General features: G+C 73.5%; 20 protein-coding genes. 12 read left to right on the forward strand and 8 right to left on the reverse strand.

All coding sequences use genetic code 11. The annotated features are described in order from the left end of the window. Positions 1-99: 99 nt before the first annotated feature. A complete protein-coding gene (locus ACY3FI_RS13270; protein ID WP_462548031.1) occupies positions 100-1,005 on the forward strand; it encodes a LysM domain-containing protein in 906 nt (301 codons plus the stop codon). A 217-nt stretch (positions 1,006-1,222) separates the two neighbouring features. Here the strand turns inward: ACY3FI_RS13270 and pgi are convergent, their stop codons facing one another. From pgi to ACY3FI_RS13290, 4 genes are all read right to left on the reverse strand, one after another. Beyond that, complete coding sequence (gene pgi, locus ACY3FI_RS13275; protein ID WP_462548032.1) at positions 1,223-2,929, reverse strand: glucose-6-phosphate isomerase; 1,707 nt, start codon at positions 2,927-2,929, stop codon at positions 1,223-1,225. Positions 2,930-3,073: 144 nt separating this feature from the next. Beyond that, positions 3,074-5,323 carry a heavy metal translocating P-type ATPase gene (locus ACY3FI_RS13280; RefSeq protein WP_462548033.1) on the reverse strand — a complete coding sequence of 750 codons (2,250 nt, stop codon included), beginning with the start codon at positions 5,321-5,323 and terminating at the stop codon, positions 3,074-3,076. Then, on the reverse strand, positions 5,320-5,538 hold the full coding sequence (locus ACY3FI_RS13285; protein WP_462548034.1) for a heavy-metal-associated domain-containing protein: 219 nt from the start codon (positions 5,536-5,538) through the stop codon (positions 5,320-5,322). The genes ACY3FI_RS13280 and ACY3FI_RS13285 overlap by 4 nt, the downstream gene beginning before the upstream one ends. A gap of 23 nt (positions 5,539-5,561) precedes the next feature. After that, positions 5,562-5,852 carry a metal-sensitive transcriptional regulator gene (locus ACY3FI_RS13290; RefSeq protein WP_462548035.1) on the reverse strand — a complete coding sequence of 97 codons (291 nt, stop codon included), beginning with the start codon at positions 5,850-5,852 and terminating at the stop codon, positions 5,562-5,564. A 112-nt stretch (positions 5,853-5,964) separates the two neighbouring features. On the opposite strand from ACY3FI_RS13290, the gene ACY3FI_RS13295 reads away from it, so the two are divergent. From ACY3FI_RS13295 to ACY3FI_RS13345, 11 genes are all read left to right on the forward strand, one after another. Continuing rightward, positions 5,965-7,158, forward strand: coding sequence for a helix-turn-helix transcriptional regulator (locus ACY3FI_RS13295; RefSeq protein WP_462548036.1), 1,194 nt, complete (start codon positions 5,965-5,967; stop codon positions 7,156-7,158). Between the two features lie 163 nt (positions 7,159-7,321). Then, positions 7,322-7,798 carry an Asp23/Gls24 family envelope stress response protein gene (locus tag ACY3FI_RS13300; RefSeq protein ID WP_462548037.1) on the forward strand — a complete coding sequence of 159 codons (477 nt, stop codon included), beginning with the start codon at positions 7,322-7,324 and terminating at the stop codon, positions 7,796-7,798. Next, the gene (locus ACY3FI_RS13305) at positions 7,791-7,982 is read left to right on the forward strand and encodes a DUF2273 domain-containing protein (protein WP_126891821.1); all 192 of its coding nucleotides are present in this window, start codon (positions 7,791-7,793) and stop codon (positions 7,980-7,982) included. The genes ACY3FI_RS13300 and ACY3FI_RS13305 overlap by 8 nt, the downstream gene beginning before the upstream one ends. After that, positions 7,979-8,311 carry a hypothetical protein gene (locus ACY3FI_RS13310; protein ID WP_462548038.1) on the forward strand — a complete coding sequence of 111 codons (333 nt, stop codon included), beginning with the start codon at positions 7,979-7,981 and terminating at the stop codon, positions 8,309-8,311. Before ACY3FI_RS13305 ends, ACY3FI_RS13310 begins: the two co-directional genes overlap by 4 nt. An 8-nt stretch (positions 8,312-8,319) precedes the next feature. Beyond that, positions 8,320-8,895 (forward strand): DUF6286 domain-containing protein, encoded by a 576-nt coding sequence (locus tag ACY3FI_RS13315; RefSeq protein WP_462548039.1) that lies wholly within the window; start codon positions 8,320-8,322, stop codon positions 8,893-8,895. Then, on the forward strand, positions 8,892-9,455 hold the full coding sequence (locus tag ACY3FI_RS13320; protein ID WP_462548040.1) for an Asp23/Gls24 family envelope stress response protein: 564 nt from the start codon (positions 8,892-8,894) through the stop codon (positions 9,453-9,455). Before ACY3FI_RS13315 ends, ACY3FI_RS13320 begins: the two co-directional genes overlap by 4 nt. A gap of 46 nt (positions 9,456-9,501) precedes the next feature. Beyond that, positions 9,502-9,675, forward strand: a complete 174-nt coding sequence (locus tag ACY3FI_RS13325; RefSeq protein ID WP_462548041.1) for a CsbD family protein — start codon at positions 9,502-9,504, stop codon at positions 9,673-9,675. A gap of 61 nt (positions 9,676-9,736) precedes the next feature. Beyond that, positions 9,737-10,816, forward strand: coding sequence for an Asp23/Gls24 family envelope stress response protein (locus ACY3FI_RS13330; RefSeq protein WP_462548042.1), 1,080 nt, complete (start codon positions 9,737-9,739; stop codon positions 10,814-10,816). Next, positions 10,813-11,226, forward strand: coding sequence for an MFS transporter permease (locus tag ACY3FI_RS13335; RefSeq protein WP_462548043.1), 414 nt, complete (start codon positions 10,813-10,815; stop codon positions 11,224-11,226). Before ACY3FI_RS13330 ends, ACY3FI_RS13335 begins: the two co-directional genes overlap by 4 nt. 230 nt (positions 11,227-11,456) lie before the next feature. Then, entirely contained in the window at positions 11,457-11,993 is a 537-nt protein-coding gene (locus ACY3FI_RS13340; RefSeq protein ID WP_462548044.1) for an RNA polymerase sigma factor, read from the forward strand. Further along, the gene (locus tag ACY3FI_RS13345) at positions 11,983-12,807 is read left to right on the forward strand and encodes a hypothetical protein (RefSeq protein ID WP_462548045.1); all 825 of its coding nucleotides are present in this window, start codon (positions 11,983-11,985) and stop codon (positions 12,805-12,807) included. Before ACY3FI_RS13340 ends, ACY3FI_RS13345 begins: the two co-directional genes overlap by 11 nt. Before the next feature lie 46 nt (positions 12,808-12,853). Here ACY3FI_RS13345 and ACY3FI_RS13350 read toward each other — a convergent pair whose 3' ends face one another. The 4 genes from ACY3FI_RS13350 to rimK form a co-directional block, all read right to left on the reverse strand. Beyond that, on the reverse strand, positions 12,854-13,825 hold the full coding sequence (locus ACY3FI_RS13350) for an NAD-dependent epimerase/dehydratase family protein (protein WP_462548046.1): 972 nt from the start codon (positions 13,823-13,825) through the stop codon (positions 12,854-12,856). Beyond that, positions 13,822-16,557 (reverse strand): alpha/beta fold hydrolase, encoded by a 2,736-nt coding sequence (locus tag ACY3FI_RS13355; protein WP_462548047.1) that lies wholly within the window; start codon positions 16,555-16,557, stop codon positions 13,822-13,824. Before ACY3FI_RS13355 ends, ACY3FI_RS13350 begins: the two co-directional genes overlap by 4 nt. Then, a complete protein-coding gene (locus ACY3FI_RS13360; protein WP_462550365.1) occupies positions 16,554-17,627 on the reverse strand; it encodes a 3-oxoacyl-ACP synthase III in 1,074 nt (357 codons plus the stop codon). The genes ACY3FI_RS13355 and ACY3FI_RS13360 overlap by 4 nt, the downstream gene beginning before the upstream one ends. A 69-nt stretch (positions 17,628-17,696) precedes the next feature. Then, entirely contained in the window at positions 17,697-18,875 is a 1,179-nt protein-coding gene (gene rimK / locus ACY3FI_RS13365; protein WP_462548048.1) for a 30S ribosomal protein S6--L-glutamate ligase, read from the reverse strand. Positions 18,876-18,929: the final 54 nt, after the last annotated feature.

Below are 18,929 nucleotides of genomic sequence, written 5' to 3' on the forward strand. Positions count from 1 at the left end.
ACACGGCCGCACGGGGGTCGTGCACCTGTGGACACATCCGGCACGTCCGGGCCCTGTGCACGAGGAGGGCTCGCGTTACGCTCGTCACGAGGGGGAACCATGAACCGCATCGTGACCGTCGGCGTCGTCGTGCTCGCGTCCGTCGCCCTGTCCGGCTGCTCGCTCCTGCGCGGCTCCGACGGAGCGCTCCCGCCGCCGTCCAGCCCGCCGGCCAGCACCGGGACGCCGACGCCGACCGCGACCCCCGACACCGAGGGCGAGCCCGACGCCGCCCTGCTCGAGGCCTCCGCGACCCCGCGCACCCCGACACCGGCGCCCACCGAATCCGCTGCTCCCGCCCCCGTCCTCACGCCGATCCCGGCCGGCACCGTCCTCGCGCAGGGCGACGTCGCCTCGCCGAAGGGCAGCATCCACTTCCACTTCCGGGTGGTCGCCGACGGCGACGACACCTTCACCGCGCAGTACTCCGGCGTGACCTCGACGCTGCCGGTCCCGGTCGGCGTCGGGCTCTTCGACCTGCCGCGGAAGGTCGGCGACGGGCTGACCTACCACGGTGTCGGCGACCGCACGCTCGGCGGCCCCACGAGCGCACCGCTCGCCGTCGCGGTCCCCCTCGACGGCTCCGGCGTGGACCCCTCACACCTGACGACGCTCGTGACGTACTCCGCGGCGGCCGCCGGGCAGGACGTGCCGGTCGAGATCGCCTCCGGCAAGGTGCTCGCCGTGACGACCGTCCGCTGGTCCGTACCGGCGCGGACCACGAACGTGCACCCGGTCGACCACGGTGCCCGACCGAACGCCGCCGGACAGCTCACCGCGAAGACGCCCGCCGGCGCCCCGAGGTCGTACGTGGTGGCGCCGGACGACCTCATCGGCGACGTCGCCGCCCGCTTCGGGATCACCGTGCGCGACCTGGTGTGGCTCAACGAGGGCGTGCAGGTGTTCGGCGACGACCAGCACCTCTACTCCGACACCACGCTCAACCTCGACCCGCTCGGCCGCTGACGCGCGCCGCGCGGCCGCCGTGCTCGCTGCGACCTCACGCGCTCAGCGACACTTCACGGGCCGGCACGGCCGTGAAGTGTCGCTGAGCCCGTGAACTGGACCGGCCCGGCCCGGCCCACGCCCGCCCCGCGGCCACCGCGCCCCGCACACACGGGAGGCGCGGTGCCAGCCGGCACCGCGCCTCCCGTCCGGACCATCGTCCGTCAGACCGAGCGGATCAGCCGCGCAGCTCCAGGTACTTCGCGATGAGCGCCTTGGTCGACGAGTCCTGCGCGTCGAGCGCGGCCTGGTCGCCCTCGACGGCGGGCGTGACCTGCAGCGCGAGCTGCTTGCCGAGCTCGACGCCCCACTGGTCGAACGAGTCGATGCCCCAGATGGTGCCCTCGGTGAACACGATGTGCTCGTAGAGCGCGATGAGCTGGCCGAGCACGCTCGGGGTGAGCTCCGGCGCCAGGATCGACGTCGTCGGCTTGTTGCCCGGGAAGGTGCGCGCCGCGACGATCCCCTCGTCGGTCGTGCCCTCGGCCCGGACCTCGTCGGCGGTCTTGCCGAACGCGAGCGCCTTGGTCTGCGCGAAGAAGTTCGCGAGGAACAGCGTGTGCACGTCGGTGCCGGGTGCGACGCCCTTGCCGTCGCCGGTCTCGTCCTTCAGCGGACGTGCCGGGTTCGCGACCGTGATGAAGTCGGCCGGGATCAGGCGGGTGCCCTGGTGGATGAGCTGGTAGAACGCGTGCTGGCCGTTCGTGCCCGGCTCGCCCCAGAAGACCTCGCCCGTGTCGGTGACGACCGGCGAGCCGTCCCAGCGGACGCGCTTGCCGTTCGACTCCATGGTGAGCTGCTGCAGGTACGCGGCGAAGCGGTGCAGGTACTGCGTGTACGGCAGGACCGCGTGGCTCTGCGCACCGAGGAAGTTCGTGTACCAGACGTTGAGCAGGCCCATCAGGACGGGGACGTTCTGCTCGAGCGGCGTGGTGCGGACGTGCTCGTCGATCGCGTGGAAACCGGCGAGGAACTGCTCCCAGTTCTCCTTGCCGATCGCGACGACGACACTCGTGCCGATGGCCGAGTCGACCGAGTAGCGGCCGCCCACCCAGTCCCAGAACCCGAACGCGTTCTCGGGGTCGATGCCGAAGGCGGCGACCTTGTCGAGGGCGGTCGAGACGGCGACGAAGTGCTTCGCGACGGCGTTCGACTTCTCGTCGTCGCTCGCGTCGGTCAGGCCGAGCTCCGCCCACAGCCACTGGCGCGCGAGGCGGGCGTTCGTCAGGGTCTCGAGCGTGCCGAAGGTCTTCGACGCGACGATGAAGAGCGTGGTCTCGGGGTCGAGGTCCGCGGTCTTCTCGTAGATGTCCGCGGGGTCGATGTTCGAGACGAAGCGCGCCTCGAGCCCGGCCTGCACGTAGGGCTTGAGGGCCTCGTAGACCATGACCGGACCGAGGTCCGAGCCACCGATGCCGATGTTGACGACGGTCTCGATGCGCTTGCCGGTGACGCCGGTCCATGCTCCCGAGCGGACCTGCTCGGCGAAGGCGTAGACCTTGTCGAGCGTGGCGTGCACGTCGGCGTCGACGTCCTGGCCGTCGACGACGAGCGCCGGCTCGATGCCCTCGGGACGGCGGAGCGCGGTGTGCAGCACGGCGCGGTCCTCGGTGGCGTTGATGTGCTCGCCGGCGAGCATCGCCTCGAAGCGCTCGGCGACGCCGGCGTCCTTCGCGACCTGGAGCAGTGCGCCGAGGATCTCGTCGTCGACGAGGCCCTTCGACAGGTCGACGGTCAGGTCGGCGGCCTGGAACGTGTAGCGCTCGGCACGACCGGGGTCGCTGTCGAACCAGCCGCGCAGGTCCGGGGTGAAGCCGTCGGCGATGCCGGCCAGCTTCTTCCAGCCATCGGTCGATGTGGGGTCGACGGGAGCGGATTCGGTCACTTCGGTCCTCCTGGGTACCTTCAAGACGTACTGGACCGCGGGTCACCGCAGCGCTGCGTCGCGGACCACGTCCGAGCGTAGTGCGCTCCGGCAGGTGGCGCGCACAGGCCGGACGGGAGGCGCGGGGCACGTCCGCCCCGCCGGTCACGCCGTCGGGTCGGCCGGCTCCACCGCCGTGGCCCGGAAGCGACGCAGGCGCAGGCTGTTCGTCACGACGAACACCGACGAGAACGCCATCGCGGCCCCGGCGAGCACCGGGTTCAGCAGCCCGGCCATCGCGAGCGGGATCGCCGCGACGTTGTACGCGAACGCCCAGAACAGGTTGCCGCGGATCGTCCGGAGCGTCGCCCGGGCGAGCCGGACCGCATCCGCGACGACGGTGAGCCGGCCACTCACGACCGTGATGTCGCTCGCGGCGATCGCGGCGTCCGTCCCGCCGCCCATCGCGATGCCGAGGTCGGCCGCCGCGAGTGCGGCCGCGTCGTTCACGCCGTCGCCGACCATCGCCACGGTCCCGCCCTCGGCCTGCAGCCGGCGGACGGTGTCGAGCTTCGACGCCGGGGTCGCGCGGGCGTGCACCTCGTCGATGCCGACCCGCCGGGCCACCGCGCGGGCGGCGCCCTCGTTGTCGCCGGTCAGCAGCACGGGGCGGAGGCCGAGGCCGATGAACCGGCGGACGGCGTCGGCCGCCTCGGGCTTGACGGTGTCGCCGACCACGACGACGCCGACAGCGACGCCGTCGCGAGCGACCACGACGGCCGTGCCGCCGTCGGCCTCGGCGTCGGTGACCGCCCGTGCGAGCGTGTCGGGGAGCACCACCGCCCACGAGGACGGCAGCCACGCCGGGGTGCCGACGAGCACGACCGCGCCCGCCACCACCGCTTGCACGCCGGCACCCGCGGACGCCTGGAACTGCGACGCAGCGGGCACGTCGACCCCGCGTGCACGGGCGGCTGCGACGACCGCACGGGCGACGGGGTGCTCCGAGCCGTCCTCGACCGCTGCGGCCAGGGCGAGGAGCGCTGCCGGGTCGACGTCGTCGGCGGGCACGACCGACCGCAGCGTCATCGCGCCCGTGGTGACGGTGCCGGTCTTGTCGAGCACGATCGTGTCGACCGACCGGGTGCGTTCGAGTGCCTGCGGTCCGCCGATCAGGATGCCGAGCTGCGAGCCCCGCCCGGTGCCGACGAGGAGCGCGGTCGGGGTCGCGAGGCCGAGCGCACACGGGCAGGCGATGATGAGCGTCGCGACGGCGGCGGTGAAGGCGGCCGTGAGGGATCCACCGAGGACGAGCCAGCCGACGAAGGCCGCCACGGCCAGGCCGATCACGACGGGGACGAACACCCCGGAGACGCGGTCTGCGAGGCGCTGCACGTCGGCCTTGCCGGTCTGCGCCTCCTCGACCAGGCGGCCCATCCGGGCGAGTTCGGTGTCCGCGCCGACGCGGGTGACCTCGACCACGAGGCGGCCGCCCACGTTCAGCGTCGCGCCGGTGACGCGGTCGTCCGGGCCGACCTCGACGGGCACCGACTCGCCGGTCAGCATGCTCCGGTCGACGGCCGAGGCGCCGTCGCGGACGATGCCATCGCTCGGGATCCGCTCCCCCGGCCGGACGACGACGACGTCCCCGACGGCGAGGGCGGACACCGGCACCCGGCTCTCGACGCCGTCCCGGAGTCGGGCGGCGTCCTTCGCCCCGAGTTCGAGCAGGGCACGCAGGGCGGCCCCGGACCGCTGCTTGGCCCGGGCCTCCATGTACCGGCCGGCGAGGATGAAGACCGTCACGGCCGAGGCGACCTCGAGGTAGAGGTCGCTCGCCTCGGGGTCGGTCGCGAACCACGAGGAGGTCATGTGCATGCCGGTGGCTCCGGCGTCCCCGAGGAACAGTGCGTACAGCGACCAGAGGAACGCCGCCGCGACGCCGACGCTGACGAGGGTGTCCATCGTGGCGGCACCGTGGCGGGCGTTCACCCATGCGGCACGGTGGAACGGCAGGGCGCCCCACACGGCCACCGGGGCCGCGAGTGCGAGCGCAGCCCACTGCCAGTGCGGGAACTGCAGCACGGGCACCATCGACAGCAGCACGACGGGCACCGCCAGCACCGCCGAGACGACCAGGCGCTGCCGCAGGGCGGCCGTCGTCGGGTCGGGTGCGTCGGCAGCGCCGTCGTCGGCCGCGGCCGGGGGTGCAGGCACGCTCGCGCCGTAACCCGCCGCCTCGACGGTCCTGATGAGGACGTCGGTGTCGGCGGAGCCGGCGACCCGCGCCTTCTCCGTCGCGTAGTTGACGGTCGCGGTGACACCGGGCAGCTTGCCGAGCTTGCGCTCGATGCGGTTCGCGCACGAGGCGCAGGTCATCCCGGTGATGTCGAGCTCGACGACCTCGTCGCTCATCGCCGGACGACCTCGTAGCCCGCCTCGGTGACGGCGTCGCGCAGGGTCTCGGGGTCCACGGGGCGGTCGGCCGTCACGGTGACCTCGGACTCACCGCCGGGCACGAGCCGCACGGCGACGTCCGAGACGCCGTCGAGCTCGGTCAGTTCCTCGGTGACGCTCATCACGCAGTGCTCACAGGTCATGCCCTGCACGAGCAGCAGTTCGGTGGTCATGGGGTGTCCTCTCGTCGGGTGGGTCAGGAGCGCACGAGCCGCGCGATCGCCTCGCTCGCCTCGCGCACCTTGGCGTCCGCGGTCTCGCCGCCCTCGGCGACGGCCTCGGCGACGCAGTGCGACAGGTGGTCCTGCAGGAGGGACAGCGCGACGCGCTCGAGCGCCCGGTTCGCGGCCGAGATCTGGGTGAGCACGTCGATGCAGTAGGTCTCGTCCTCGACCATCCGGGCGATCCCGCGCACCTGTCCCTCGGCGCGACGCAGCCGCTTCAGCAGGTCGTCCTTGTCGCCGATGTACCCGACGTGCTCGTGCATGTGTGTGCTCCTCGGTCTCCTACCGTACCCCCCTAGGGTACCGGTGTCCGCGCCTGAACGGAAGGGCAGCCGGAGAACGCACATTCTCGGGTTGCCGTGTCATCATGCGCGCATGACCAGGCCGGCCGACAACGGGTTCCGCAAGACCCGCTTCACCGAGTCGGACGCCTCGGGGTACTCCGCCATCTTCACCGCGGAGTACCACGGCTCGGAGATCGCGTCCGCCACCTACGCGACGCCGGGGACCCGGTACGAGTACATGGTGGTCGGCGACGACGACCTCACCCTGCGGTCGATGCGGGCAGAGGGCGGCAGACGCGGCGGGGTGATCGGGGCCCGCGAGGACCACGTCGTCTTCTGGCTCACGAAGGGTCGGTTGGAGATGCACTTCGCCGACCGCACCCGCGTCGTCACCCCTGGCAGCCCCTACATCGCCTCGGCGCCCGAGGCGTACCGGTTCGAGTCCGAGGGCACCTCGTACCACGGCATCCACATCGCCGACCGCTTCCTCCGCCAGACCGCCCGCGAGCTCGGACTCCGACTCCCCGACGGCCCGCTGCTGTTCGACCAGCAGGACGAGGCGATCGCACGCCACGAGCCGCTCCGCCGCCTGCTCCGCGAGGTGCAGTGCACGCTCCTCGACGACCGCGTGCTCGGTCCGATGCGGACGGCGTTGAACCGCCGCGTGGCGACGGTCGTCCTCGACACCTTCCCGATCCGCGACCGGGGCGACGACGTCCCCGTCGCGAACCGGCTCCGCGACGCCGTCCGCTTCATCGAGGCGAACGCGGCCGCTCGCCCCGCCGTCCCGGACATCGCCCGTGCCTGCGGCCTCAGCGAGCGCGGACTGCAGGAGGTGTTCGCGCGCACCCTCGAGACCACACCCGCGCGCTTCCTCCGCGACCACCGGCTCGACCAGGTGCGCGCCGAGCTGCTGCTCGCCGACGCCCCGACGACGGTGGCCGAGGTCTCCCGCCGTTGGGGCTTCACGAACCCGGGCCGCTTCGCCAGCGGTTACCGGGAGCGCTTCGGCGAGGACCCGGTGACGACGCTCCGGACACGTGCGCAGACCTCGGGCCGTCGTGGCCGGTACTCCTGGCGTCTCCGCGCGGCCATGTCCTTCGTCGAACAGCACCAGGGGGAGACCCTGACGCTGGCCCGGATCGCGGACGCCGCCGGGGTACGTCCGCGGCGGCTCCAGCAGCTCTTCCGGAGCGAACACGGGTGCTCTCCGATGCAGTTCCTGCGCCAGGCCCGGGATCGAGCCGAGCGCAGCCGCGCAGACGGAATCGGCGAGCGTCCCTGACCCGGAGACGATCGGGGTACAGGTCCACCCGTGCAACACCGCTTCTTCCTGGAACTTCCCTGGGACGGAGCGACGGCGCGTGACGACGGTCGGTGACAGCCCGTCTCATCCGTGAACAGCAACCGCTGGGATCGCCCGGCGGGACTCACGGAAGGAAGAACAGATGGCTGACACCACGACTCCGAACACCCTGGCCTCGACGACCGCGTCGACCAACGCCGCTGCCCGCACGGGCACGCACGCCGGTGGTTCGGGTGTGACGGGCAAGACCACGATCGACGAGACCGTCGTGTCGAAGGTCGCCGGGATCGCCGCTCGCGAGGTCAACGGCGTGCACTCGCTCGGCGGCGGCGCAGCTCGTGCGATCGGCGCGATCCGCGACGCCATCGGCCAGCGCGACCACGGCCAGGGCGTCAAGGTCGAGGTCGGCGAGAAGCAGGTCGCCGCGGACGTGGTGATCGTCGCCGAGTACCCGGTGTCGCTCCAGCAGGTCGCCGACGGCGTCCGCTCCTCGGTCGCCCGTGCGCTCGAGCAGATCGTCGGCATGGAGGTCGCCGAGGTCAACGTGACCGTCCAGGACGTCTTCATCCCGGGCGACGACGACGAGAACGACGACAAGAAGGAGTCCCGCGTTGAGTAACACACTCGTCGGCGCCCTGATCGGCGCGATCCTCGCGGTCGTGGCACTGCAGTTCGGCTTCTGGGGCTTCGTGCTCGTGGTCGTGTTCGGTCTGATCGGTGCGCTCGTCGCGGCGATCGCGACCGGCAAGATCGACCGGGGCGCCCTGACCGACGTGCTGACCGGACGCCGGAGCTCGCGGTGAGCGCCGGCCCGGGTAGCCTCCCGGCGAGCGCCGTCCCGGGCCGGGTCGAGATCACCGCCAAGGCCCTGACGGCCCTCGCCCGGGCAGTCTCGGCCGAACGGCTCCAGGTCCCCGCGAAGCGCATCCGGGTCGGGCTCGGTGACCACGACGGCGCACTCGCGCTGGAGGTGACCGGCCCGATCCGGGAGCAGTCCGACATCGTGCAGGCGGCCAGTTCCGCAGCGGACGGCATCAAGTCCCGCGTGCGTGAGCTGACGGGACGACAGGTCGGCAGCGCCCACATCGAACTGACCGGCATCGTGCGCGAGCACGAGGGCCGGGTCCGGTAGGAGGAACCATGAGCACCAACTCGCTCGAGCGGCGGCTGCGTCGTCGCAGCGTGCACCGTTCACGGTCCACCGCCGTGTCCGTCGCCCTCGCGGTCCTCGCGATCGTGCTGGCCTGGATCGGCACCGAGTCGGTCCTGACGGCCGTCGGCCAGGGTCCGCTGCTGGCGGACCCGCAGACCGCGGTCGACACGGCCCTCGAGCCGGACGCGGCGTTCACCACGATCGCCGAGGTCGTCGCCGCGGTGCTCGTCATCGCCGGCATCGTCCTGGTCGTGCTCGCGCTGAAGCCGGGTCGCCGGTCACGGTCCGCGATCGACCACGACCGCGGCGCGGTCGTCATCGACACGCGGATCCTGGCGTCGACCGCGGCGAACGCGGCCGCCCACGCGGCGAACCTGCCGGAGTCGAACACCACCGCGAGCGCTCGCGGTCACCACACCGAAGTGCGCGTCGTGCCGCTGTCCGGCATCCCGGTCGACCAGGCCGCCGTGCGCGACGCGGTGCAGGAGCGTCTCGGTCGCCTCGGCGGCAAGCACGGCTCCCGTGTCCGGGTGCACGTGGAGCAGAAGGGAACCCTGTCGTGACCACCACGAACCGCACCCTGAACCGCATCGTCCTGCTGGTCCTCGGCCTCGTCGCCGTGGTCGTCGGTGTCGTCATCGGCGCCGGTGTCCTGACCCCGGTCCGCGACGCCGTCCAGCAGTACGTCACCCTGCCCCGTCAGGTCACCGTCCCGGACACCGCGCTCTGGATCGTCGCGGCCGTCTGCGCGGTCCTGATCGTCCTCGCGGTCGTGTTCATCGCCACCCGCGGTGGTGGCGGGACCTCGGTCGCCGCCCGTCAGCAGCACGGCGACGACCAGGTCACCGTGAACGTGGCACTCGTCCGCGACGTCATCGACCACGAGCTCGCCGACGTCCACGACGTCGTCGCCGCGAAGGTCGACACCTACCTGGTCCGCAAGCAGCGGGCGGCTCGGATCAAGGTCCAGGTCCGCCGGGGCGGGGACGCCGTGAGCGTCCTCGACGCGGTCGACCACGCCCTGACCGTGCTGGACCGGACGCTCGGTCAGCAGGTCCCGGTCCTCGTGCACCTCACCGGTGGTACCCGTACCGCCCTGGCACGACCCGGTCGGGTCCACTGACCCGCACACCAGAACACCCACCGAACACCGAAGGAAGGAACCCCTCATGGGACTCGACGACAAGATCAAGAACGCTGCACAGGACCTCACCGGCAAGGCCAAGGAGGCCTTCGGCAACGCCACCCACGACGACGCCAAGGTCGCCGAGGGCAAGAAGGACCAGGCCGCCGCGAGCGCCAAGCAGACCGGTGAGGACGTCAAGGACGTCTTCAAGAACTAGTCGACGCCCGGACGCCGCCCGCTCGCGAGCGGGCGGCGTCCGTCGTCTGGAGGAGGAACCCATGCAGCACGATCCGAACGCACGGACGCAGGTCGCCGAGGTCGACCTGCCGACCGAACTCACCACCCCGCTCCCCGAGGACGCGGGTCCCCTGGTGGTCGCGGCACGCACCGCGGCGGCGACGGCGCTGGGCGTGCCGGGCGTCCACCACCTCGGCGGCCTCGTCGCCCGGGCGGCCGAACGGGTCCGTTCGCAGTTCGGCCGGTCCGCCGGCACCACGGGCGTGCAGGTCGACGACGTCGACGGCGTGCTCCGGGTCGTCGTGTCCGTCGTCGTGACCTGGCCGGAGCCCGTGGTCGAGGTCGCCGACGAGGTGCGGCGCCAGGTCGCGGCAGCCGTCTCGCAGCTCGGCGCCGGCCGGTCCACGACCGTCGACGTCCGGGTGCTCGACGTGCACGGCCCCTTCGACGACGAGCCCTCGCCGCTGGAACAGGCCGTCTCCACGGTCGGCGACACGGTCCGTGACGCAGCCCAGAGCGGGGCAGCGACGGTCGGGAACGCCGCTCAGGCCAGCGCGGAGGCGGCGAAGGACGCGGCGCGCGCCACGGCCGACGCGACCAAGCGTGCAGCCGACGCCACCGCCGACACCGCGAAGCAGGCGGCGCAGGCCACGGCCGTCACGGCGAAGGACGCTGCCGACGCCACCCGCGAGGCCACGCACCGCGCCGCGGACGCGACCGCCGACGCCACCGATCGTGCCGTCGACCGGGCGGGCGAGACCGCCGAGGCCGTGCGCGGCGCGGCAGCCGGCCACCTCGCCCGCGCCTCGGAGCAGGCAGCCGATGCCGCCGAGGACGCCGTCGACGCCGCCTCGGGCGCCCGCGACGTGGTCGTCGACCAGACGGAGCACGCCGAGCACGTCGACCGCCCGGACGCAGCACCGACCGCCGCCGCGGAGGCCGCGGAGGCCGCGCACGAGGCTGCTGACGCAGCAGCACACGCCGCTGACGCAGCCGCCGAAGCCGCCCGCGCTGCATCCGGCGACCCCGCCGACGTCCCCGCGGCGACCCCGGCCCGCGCCGACTCCGACGCCGACGCCGACCCCGTCGCCCCGAGCGACACCACCGCGCACCGGCCGTGACCACCTGGTTCGGCGGACGTCGCCCGCGCTCCACCCGTCCGCGTCCGCGCGGCGTGTGGGTCGCGGGCGGCATCGGGGTGGTGCTCCTCCTCGCGATCGCGATCGGCGCGTTCCTCCCCCTGGTCGGCTTCCTCGGCGGCGTGACCGCGACGACCGCGGGTCTCGTCCCGTTCCCGTTCGTCCGCACCACGCTCGCCGCGGTCGTCGGTCTGGTCATCGTGCTCGCGCTGCTCCTCCTCGCGTTCACCCGCCGGCACACGACCACGGCGACGATCGCCGTCGTCCTCGCCGTCCTCGTGGGCCTCGCGGTCACGGCCGTGCCGGTCGTGCTCGTCGCGGTCGGCTCGGCCGACCGCGCCGGCGACGTCTGGCCGATCGTGACCGACCTCTGGGACCGGTTCACGGGCTGACGCGACCACGGACGGACGGGAGGCGCGGTGCCGGCTGGCACCGCGCCTCCCGTCCGTCGTGACGCACCTCGCGCCGGGGGCGCCCCGTCCGGTCCGACGCGCCGATCGCCGCCGTCCGCGGTCCCGCGCGAGGGCGTCGCAGCCGCCTCTGGATCACGGATCGGTGACGGAACCGGCGCGTCGTGTCAGGATCCGTCCGCGCTCGACATCGTTCAGGTGGAGGGAGCACCGTGGATGACACAGCAGACGACGCCGCACTCGCGCGGCGCCTCGCATCGGGGGACCGAGCAGCACTGGCGATCGCGTTCGATCGTTTCGCGCCGACGCTCACCCGGTACGCGTGGGCGATCGCGGGGAGCAAGCAGGACGTCGAAGACCTCGTACAGGACACGTTCCTGACGCTCTGGCAGAAGGCCGACGGCGTCCAGCTGCCGACCGGGGAGCTGCTCCCCTGGTTGCTGGTCGTGTGCCGCAACCACGCCAGGAACCTGGGCCGCCGCAACGCCAAGCACGTCGGGGACCAGTTGCCGGAGGAGCTCGCCGCGACGACCGACACGTCGGAGGCGGCGGAGCAGCTCCGGTGGGTCCGCGACGAGATCGCGGCGCTCCCGGAGACCGACCGGCTGATCTGCGAGCTGTGCCTGGTGCGCGGCTACTCCTACGCTGAGGCCGCCCAGCTCCTCGGCCTGACCGTCGGCACGGTCACGCAGCGCGTCTCCCGGTCCCGACGACGACTCCGCAAGGCGGTGACGCACGATGAACACTGAACCCCCCGTGGGAGACGACCTGCAGCGCATGCTCGTCTCGATGAAGCAGCACGTGCTGGAGCACGCCGAACCCCGCCCACGGCGACGTCGACGCGTCGGCATCGCGATCGGCGTGGTCTCGGTCCTGCTCCTCGGAGCGGCCGGCGGCGGCGTCGCGCTCGGACTCATCCCGAGGTCGGACACCGCGGCGCCCGCCCCCGTCGCCTCGAGCACACCGGAACCGACCGTGAGCGAGACCCCGACCGGTGCACCGGTGGTCGACCAGGCGACACCGACGCCCGTCCCGACGCCGACCCCGACGGCACCGTCCCGCGCGCCGTACTCGCCGACGGACCCGTCGACATGGACGATCTCCGGCATGGAGGTCGGGCCGGTCGCGCTCGGCGGTCCGGTCGACGGCGAGCTCGACGACCTCGAACCGGCGTACACCCGGACGGTGAACGAGACGTGCTCGTCACCGGACGTGACGTCCTGGAACGCCGAGGGCTCACCGCCCGTCACCGTCTCCAGCGGCGGCGGCGTGGTCAGTGGGATCGCGATCGGCCTCGGTGGGCCGTCGGAGGGTGCAGGAGGACCGACCACCGCCGAGGGGTTCGGTGTCGGGAGCTCCATCGCCGACGCCCGGGCCGCGTACCCGGACCTGACGCAGATCGACGCGGTGGAGGGCGCGACACCCGGCGACGGGACCTGGGCCCGGTGGACGATGCCCCGCGACGGGGCCTGGATCACCTTCCTCACCGGGAACGACCCGACGCGGATCGGCATGGTGTGGGTGAGCCACGTCCCCTCACCGCCGTACGAGTTCTGCGGCTGACCCGGGCAGCGCCGGAGCCGCCCTCGGCCGCCGGCGCTGCGCGGCGTCAGCGCGCGGCGGCCGCCAGCCGCGCGAGGCCCTCGTCGATCGACACCGACGGCGTCCAGTGCAGGTCGCGTCGGGTCCGCCGCTGGTCGAACCAGTGCGCGGTGGACAGCTGCTCGGCGAGGAACCGCGTCATCGGCGGCTCGTCCTCCCCCGGTCGCACGCGCCAGACCGCCTCGACGAGCGACCCGGCGACCCGGGCGACCGCGGCGGGCACGTGCACCCGCGGCGCCGGCACCCCGGACGCCGTGCAGATCCCCGCCAGCAGCTCGGCGACCGTCCGGGGCTCCCCGTTCGTGACGACGTAGGCGTTGCCGTGCACGCCCTCGTCGGCGGCGTGGTCGAGCGCTGCGACCATCGCGGAGGCGGCGTTGTCGACGTAGAGCGTGTCGATGAGCGCTGCCCCGGAGTCGAGCAGCGGGAGCCGTCCGACCCGGGCCCGTTCGACGATCCGCCCGACGAGCTGGGTGTCACCGGGGCCCCAGACGAGGTGCGGCCGGACGGCGACGACGGCGAAGCCCGGGGCGTCCGCGCCGAGGGCGATCAGCTCCGCAGCGGCCTTCGTCCGGGCGTAGTCGCCGCGGGCGCGCTCGGGTTCGGCCGGCTCGGCATCGGCTCCGGTCAGCGAGGACCCGGTGTGCGCCACCGAGGGCGAGGACACGACGACGAAGCGCGAGACCCCGGCGGCCCGAGCGGCGTCGACAATCGTCCGGGTGCCGTCGACGTTCACGCGGACGAAGTCGGCCGGGTCGCCTGCGAGCGACACCTTCGCCGCGAGGTGCACGACGGCGTCGACGTCCGCGACCGCGCGGGCGACCGCGGCCGCGTCGGTCATCGTGCCGAGGACGTCCGTGACCCCGTCGACCCCGGAGGGCCGACGCTGGAAGGTCCGGACCTCGTGCCCGGCGTCGCGGACGGCGGCGGCGGTGGCGCGACCGAGGAAGCCGCTGGCGCCGGTGACGAGGACCCTCATGGTCGGCCCACGCGTCCGCCGGCCAGCACGGTCTCGGCCCAGCGGGACAGTCGTGCGCGGTCGACCTTCGAGTTGTGTCGGATGTCGGTCGGCAGCACCGGCACGGTGAGCACCGCCGCGACGGGCACCCCGGCCGCGGCACGGACGGCGGCGGCGAGCTCCGGCGACGCCGAGCCAGCGCGGGCCCCGCGCGACCGGCGTCCGGACGCGCCCGCGGCACCGGCGAGCTCGACCACCGCGACGACCTGCTGCGTGCCCCGCGGTCCGATCCCCGCGATCCCGGCACGCCCGACCCCGGGCACGCCCTCGATCCGCTGCTCCGGCCCCACGGGCGTGACGACCCCGCCCGGCGTCGTCACCACGTGCTGCAGCCGACCCTCGACCCAGAGCCGACCGTCGCCGTCGAGGTGCCCGACGTCGCCGGTACGGTGTGCCCGCGGGTCGTCGACGCCGGCCCGGGACACCCGGTTCGTCGCCCAGAGCCGGTCGTAGTGGTCGCGGACGTGCGGCGCCGCGACGACGATCTCACCGGTGACCCCGGGAGCGTCGGTCAGCGCCCCGGTGGGCAGCCCGGCCTCGTCGAGCGGCGCGATCCGGACGCGCACGCCGGCGGCCGGGCGCCCGACGCAGATGCCGTCGTCCGGCGCGGTGGCCGCGGCGCGCACCTCGTCGAGGTCGACGTCCGTCATGAGCAGCCCCTCGGTCATGCCGTAGGGGGTGTGCGCCGAGGCGTTCGGCATGAGGTCGGTCGCCGCTCCGAGCAGCGCTGCCGACACGGGCGCCCCGGCCGACAGGAACAGCCGCACCCGACCGAGCACCGCGCGCTGCGGCGCGGTCAGCCCGGACGCCGTCGCGACCACGTTCGCCAGCGCCGCCGGGGAGAGGAACACCACGGTGGCGTCGGCCGCCGCGACGGCGTCGGACACCGCACGCGCCGTGAGCGTCCGCGGCGCCGTGACGTCCATGTCCGGTGCGACCGAACGGGCCCCGAGCGCCGGTCCGAGCAGCGCGAACGGCGCGAAGCCGGCGACGAGCCCCGTGCCGACGCCGACGTCGTACTGCGTCGCCAGGACGTCGCGGACGGCACCGAGCTGTCCGTGGGTGTACACGACGCCCTTCGCCGGTCCGGTCGACCCGGACGTGAACAGGACCGCGGCGGGAACGTCGGCGGACGGGGCGGCCGGCAGCGTCGCGCCTCCGGCGAGCCGCTCGGCTCCGCGACGTGCGACCTCGGCGAGGGTGTGCTCGACGCGCAACGCACGACGCGCGGGCGCCGGCAGCGCCACGGTCGCGATGCGCCGTCCGGGCCAGCCGAGGGCGCGGGCGGCACCGAGGCCGGGCAGCGCCCCGATGACCCAGTCCGGTCGGGCACCGCGGACGGCCCGCGTCAGGCCGCGCAGCCCGAGCCCGGCATCGGCCACGACGACGACCGCTCCGATCCGGACGCTGGCGTACAGCGCCGCGGTCAGGTCCGCCCCGGGGGTGACGAGGAGCGAGACACGGTCGCCCGCACGGACGCCGACGTCGAGCAGCCCGGCCGCGACCTCGTCGACGCGTCGGGCGAGCAGCCGCCAGGTGATCGTCCGGGGTCCGCCGGCAGCCGCCATCTCGACGAGCGCGGGCTCGTCCGAGTCGCGCAGGTCGTCGAGTGCCGCCCACAGCGGGCGGCTCGCGTCCGCCTCGGGTGCGGCGTCGGCCTGGAGGCGCGGCTCGCCCCCGTCGGACGCCGTCCCGCCCGGCAGACGGTCACCGAGCCAGTCCGTGACCGTCCCCGCCACGTCGGCGTCGTCCGGCAACAGGTGCCCGGCGCCCTCGAAGCGGTGGACGTCGGCGTGCGGCAGCCGGTCGACGAGGTCGTCCAGGTAGCGCTCCAGGAACACCGGGTCGCGAGGTCCCCACATCACGAGCGCGGGGACCTCGAGCGCGGCGACGCCGGTGGCGATCCGGTCGAGCTCGTCGGCGCTCGCGTGCGTGGCGTCGACCGGGATGTCGGCGACGAAGCCGCCGATGCCCCCGCGACGTGCGGCCCCGCGGTACGGCGCACGGTAGGCGTCGGCGACGGGCCGGGTGAGCCGCGGGTGGGCGATCGCCAGGGTGGTCTCGAGGAACGCCGGCGTCAGGACGGTCCCGCGCCCGAGGACCTCCGGACGCAGTGCCAACCGCAGCGGCGCTGGGATCGGGGCGTCGTCGGGCTGGTGCACGGCGGTGTTGCACGTGGCGACCCCGACGACGAGCGACGGGTGGTCGACGGCCCAGCCGAGCGAGACCACACCGCCCCAGTCGTGCCCGAGGGTGACCACCGGCCCGGTCAGGTCGAGTTCGTCGGTCAGCGCGCCGAGGTCCCGTACGCGGTCGGCGAGCCGCTGCTGCTCGCCGGTCCGCTCCGAGAAGCCCATGTCGAGCTGGTCGACCGCGACCACGCGCCAGGCCGGCCCGCCCGCGCGGGCGACGTCGAGCGTGCGGGCCGCGACCGACCGCCAGAGGTACGACCAGGTCGGGTTGCCGTGCACGCAGAGCAGGGTGCCGACCGGGGTGGCGCCGAGCGCGGCCAGGGAGCCGGCCGTGTCGAGGAGGTGCCAGGTGCGCGCGGGGCGATCCGCGCCTCCCGGCCGTGCACCGGTGGCAGCGGGGACGGTGACCAGGCGCGACCAGGCCGGGTCGAGTCCGGGCAGGGGCGGCGGGAGCGTCGCCGGAGCCGGAGCGGCGGCGACGCGCGGGAGGCCGGACCTCACCAGCGCAGTTCCATCATCGCCGTGTTGATGCCGGAACCGACGCCGCCGAGGAACACGCGGTCGCCGCGGGTGATGCCGCCGCGGGAGACCTCGTCCGCCAGGGTGATCGGGATCGAGGCCGGGCCGACGTTGCCGTACCGCTGGTAGGTCGTCGGGACCTTGGTGCGCGGGATGCCGATCGCCTCGACGAACGCGTTCGTGTGCACGTCGGAGACCTGGTGCAGCACGTAGCGGTCCATGTCGGCCCAGTCGAAGTGCGCGCGTGCTTCGGTCCAGGCGGCGACGACGAGTTCCATGCCGCCCTTGAGCAGCATCTTGGCGTCCGTGAACATGCCGTCCACGCTGCCGACGCACAGGTCGTACCACTGCGTCGCGGCGCGCGTGACGCCGCCGACGATGCGGTGGCCCTCGGGGTGCACGTCGGACGGGCCGAGCACGGCGGCCGCGGCACCGGACCCGAGGGTCAGGCTCGCGAACTCGCTCATGAAGTCCTTGCGGTTCCGGCCGCCCTGGTTGAGGCGGTCGATCGTGTTGAGCTGCACCTGGTCGGCGTCCTCGCCGTCCACGATGAGCGCGTACTTGATCTGCCCGGAGTCGATCATGCCCGCGGCGACGCTCATCGCGTTGACGAACCCGAGGCAGGCGTTCGCGATGTCGAAGTTGATCGCGGACGTCGGCAGCCCGAGCCCGTGGTGCAGGCGCACGGCGACGCTCGGCTCGAGGTGCGGCCGGGTCACCGACGTGTTGATGAGCAGCCCGACGTCCTCGGGGCGGATGCCCGCCTCGGCCATCGCCCGACGACCCGCGTCGATCGCGGCGTCCTGGAAGGTCTGTCCCTCGCCCCAGTTGCGGCGCTCCGTGACACCGGCGACCCGCTCGAGCAGCCCCATCGGCAGCCGGAGCCGCCGGAGGGCTCCGCGGAGGCGCGCCTCGATGTCCGCCGAGGTCGTCACGCGGTCGGCCGTGGTCGTCGCCACCGAGAGCAGGGACACGTTGCGGTGCTTCGCCGTGGCGTTGCCCGGGCGCTCCGGTTCGCTGCTCGTCGCCTGGTCGACCGGCCGTTCCGTCATGATCGTCACCGACACATACTTCCGCATCCGACCTGGGTACGCGATCCGGGTGCGCTGAGCGGCACCGGTTCAGGCGTCCTTCGGCAGCTTCCGGACCTTCGACCGACGGCGCCGGCGGTCCGGGATCATCGATCGCATCTCCTCGAGCTTGCCGAAGCAGAGCAACCGGTCGCTGGCCTGCAGTTCGACGCCGCTCCGGGGGTTCGGGATCACCGTCGCACCGCGGTGCAGCGTGAGGACCGTGATGTCCCGGTCCCAGAGCCCGGCCTCCTTGATCGACTTGCCGACGAGGTCCGCGTTCGTGTGCACGAGCAGTTCCGCGACGCCGTAGCCGGTCGACACCGACAGGCGCTGCCGGACGTCGATCTCCGGGAACGCCACCTGGTTGCCGATGAAGTCGATGATCGCGCCCGCGACGTCGAGCCCGGTGGCGCGCTCGATGCCCTCGAGCCCCGGCGACGAGTTGACCTCCATCACCAGCGGGCCGTCGTTGCCCTCGAGCATGTCCACGCCGGCGACCCGGAGCCCCATGATCTGGGCCGAGCGGACCGCCGCTTCCTCGTACTCGGGCGAGAGCGTGACCTTCTCGACGGTGCCGCCGCGGTGCACGTTCGAGCGGAACTCGTCGCCCGAGGCGCTGCGGCGCATCGCGGCCACGACCCGGTCGCCGACGACGAGCGCGCGGATGTCCTTGCCGCGGCTCTCCGAGATGAACGACTGGATGAGGACGTTCTGCTTCGTGGAGTGCAGGGTCTCGACGATCGACTCGGCGACCTTGGCCTCGGGGGCGAGGATCACGCCGATGCCCTGCGTGCCCTCGAGGAGCTTGATGACGACGGGCGCCCCGCCGACGCGGTCGATCGCCCCGCGGACGTCGGCCCGGCTGTTCACGAAGGTCGTCGCCGGCATGCCGATGTGGTGCCGGGAGAGGATCTGGTTCGCCCGGAGCTTGTCCCGCGAGTTCGTGATGCCCGTCGCGGTGTTCGGCGTGTAGACGTCCATCTGCTCGAACTGGCGGACGACCGCGGTGCCGTAGTACGTGATCGAGTTGCCGATGCGCGGCAGGACGGCGTCGTAGTCGCTGAGGAGCTTGCCGCGGTAGAGCAGGTCGGGCTCGTCCGCGGTCAGGTCGATGGCGAACCGGAGGGTGTTCAGCACCTTGACGTCGTGCCCGCGGTCGATCGCGGCGGCGCGGAGTCGCTGTGTCGAGTACGCGCGGGGCGCGCGCGACAGGATGGCGAGTTTCATCGGGGGCTCCGCGGGTGATCGGTATCGACGGCGACGCTCCATCAAAGCATGCGA

Source organism: Curtobacterium sp. RM9 (assembly GCF_054956955.1).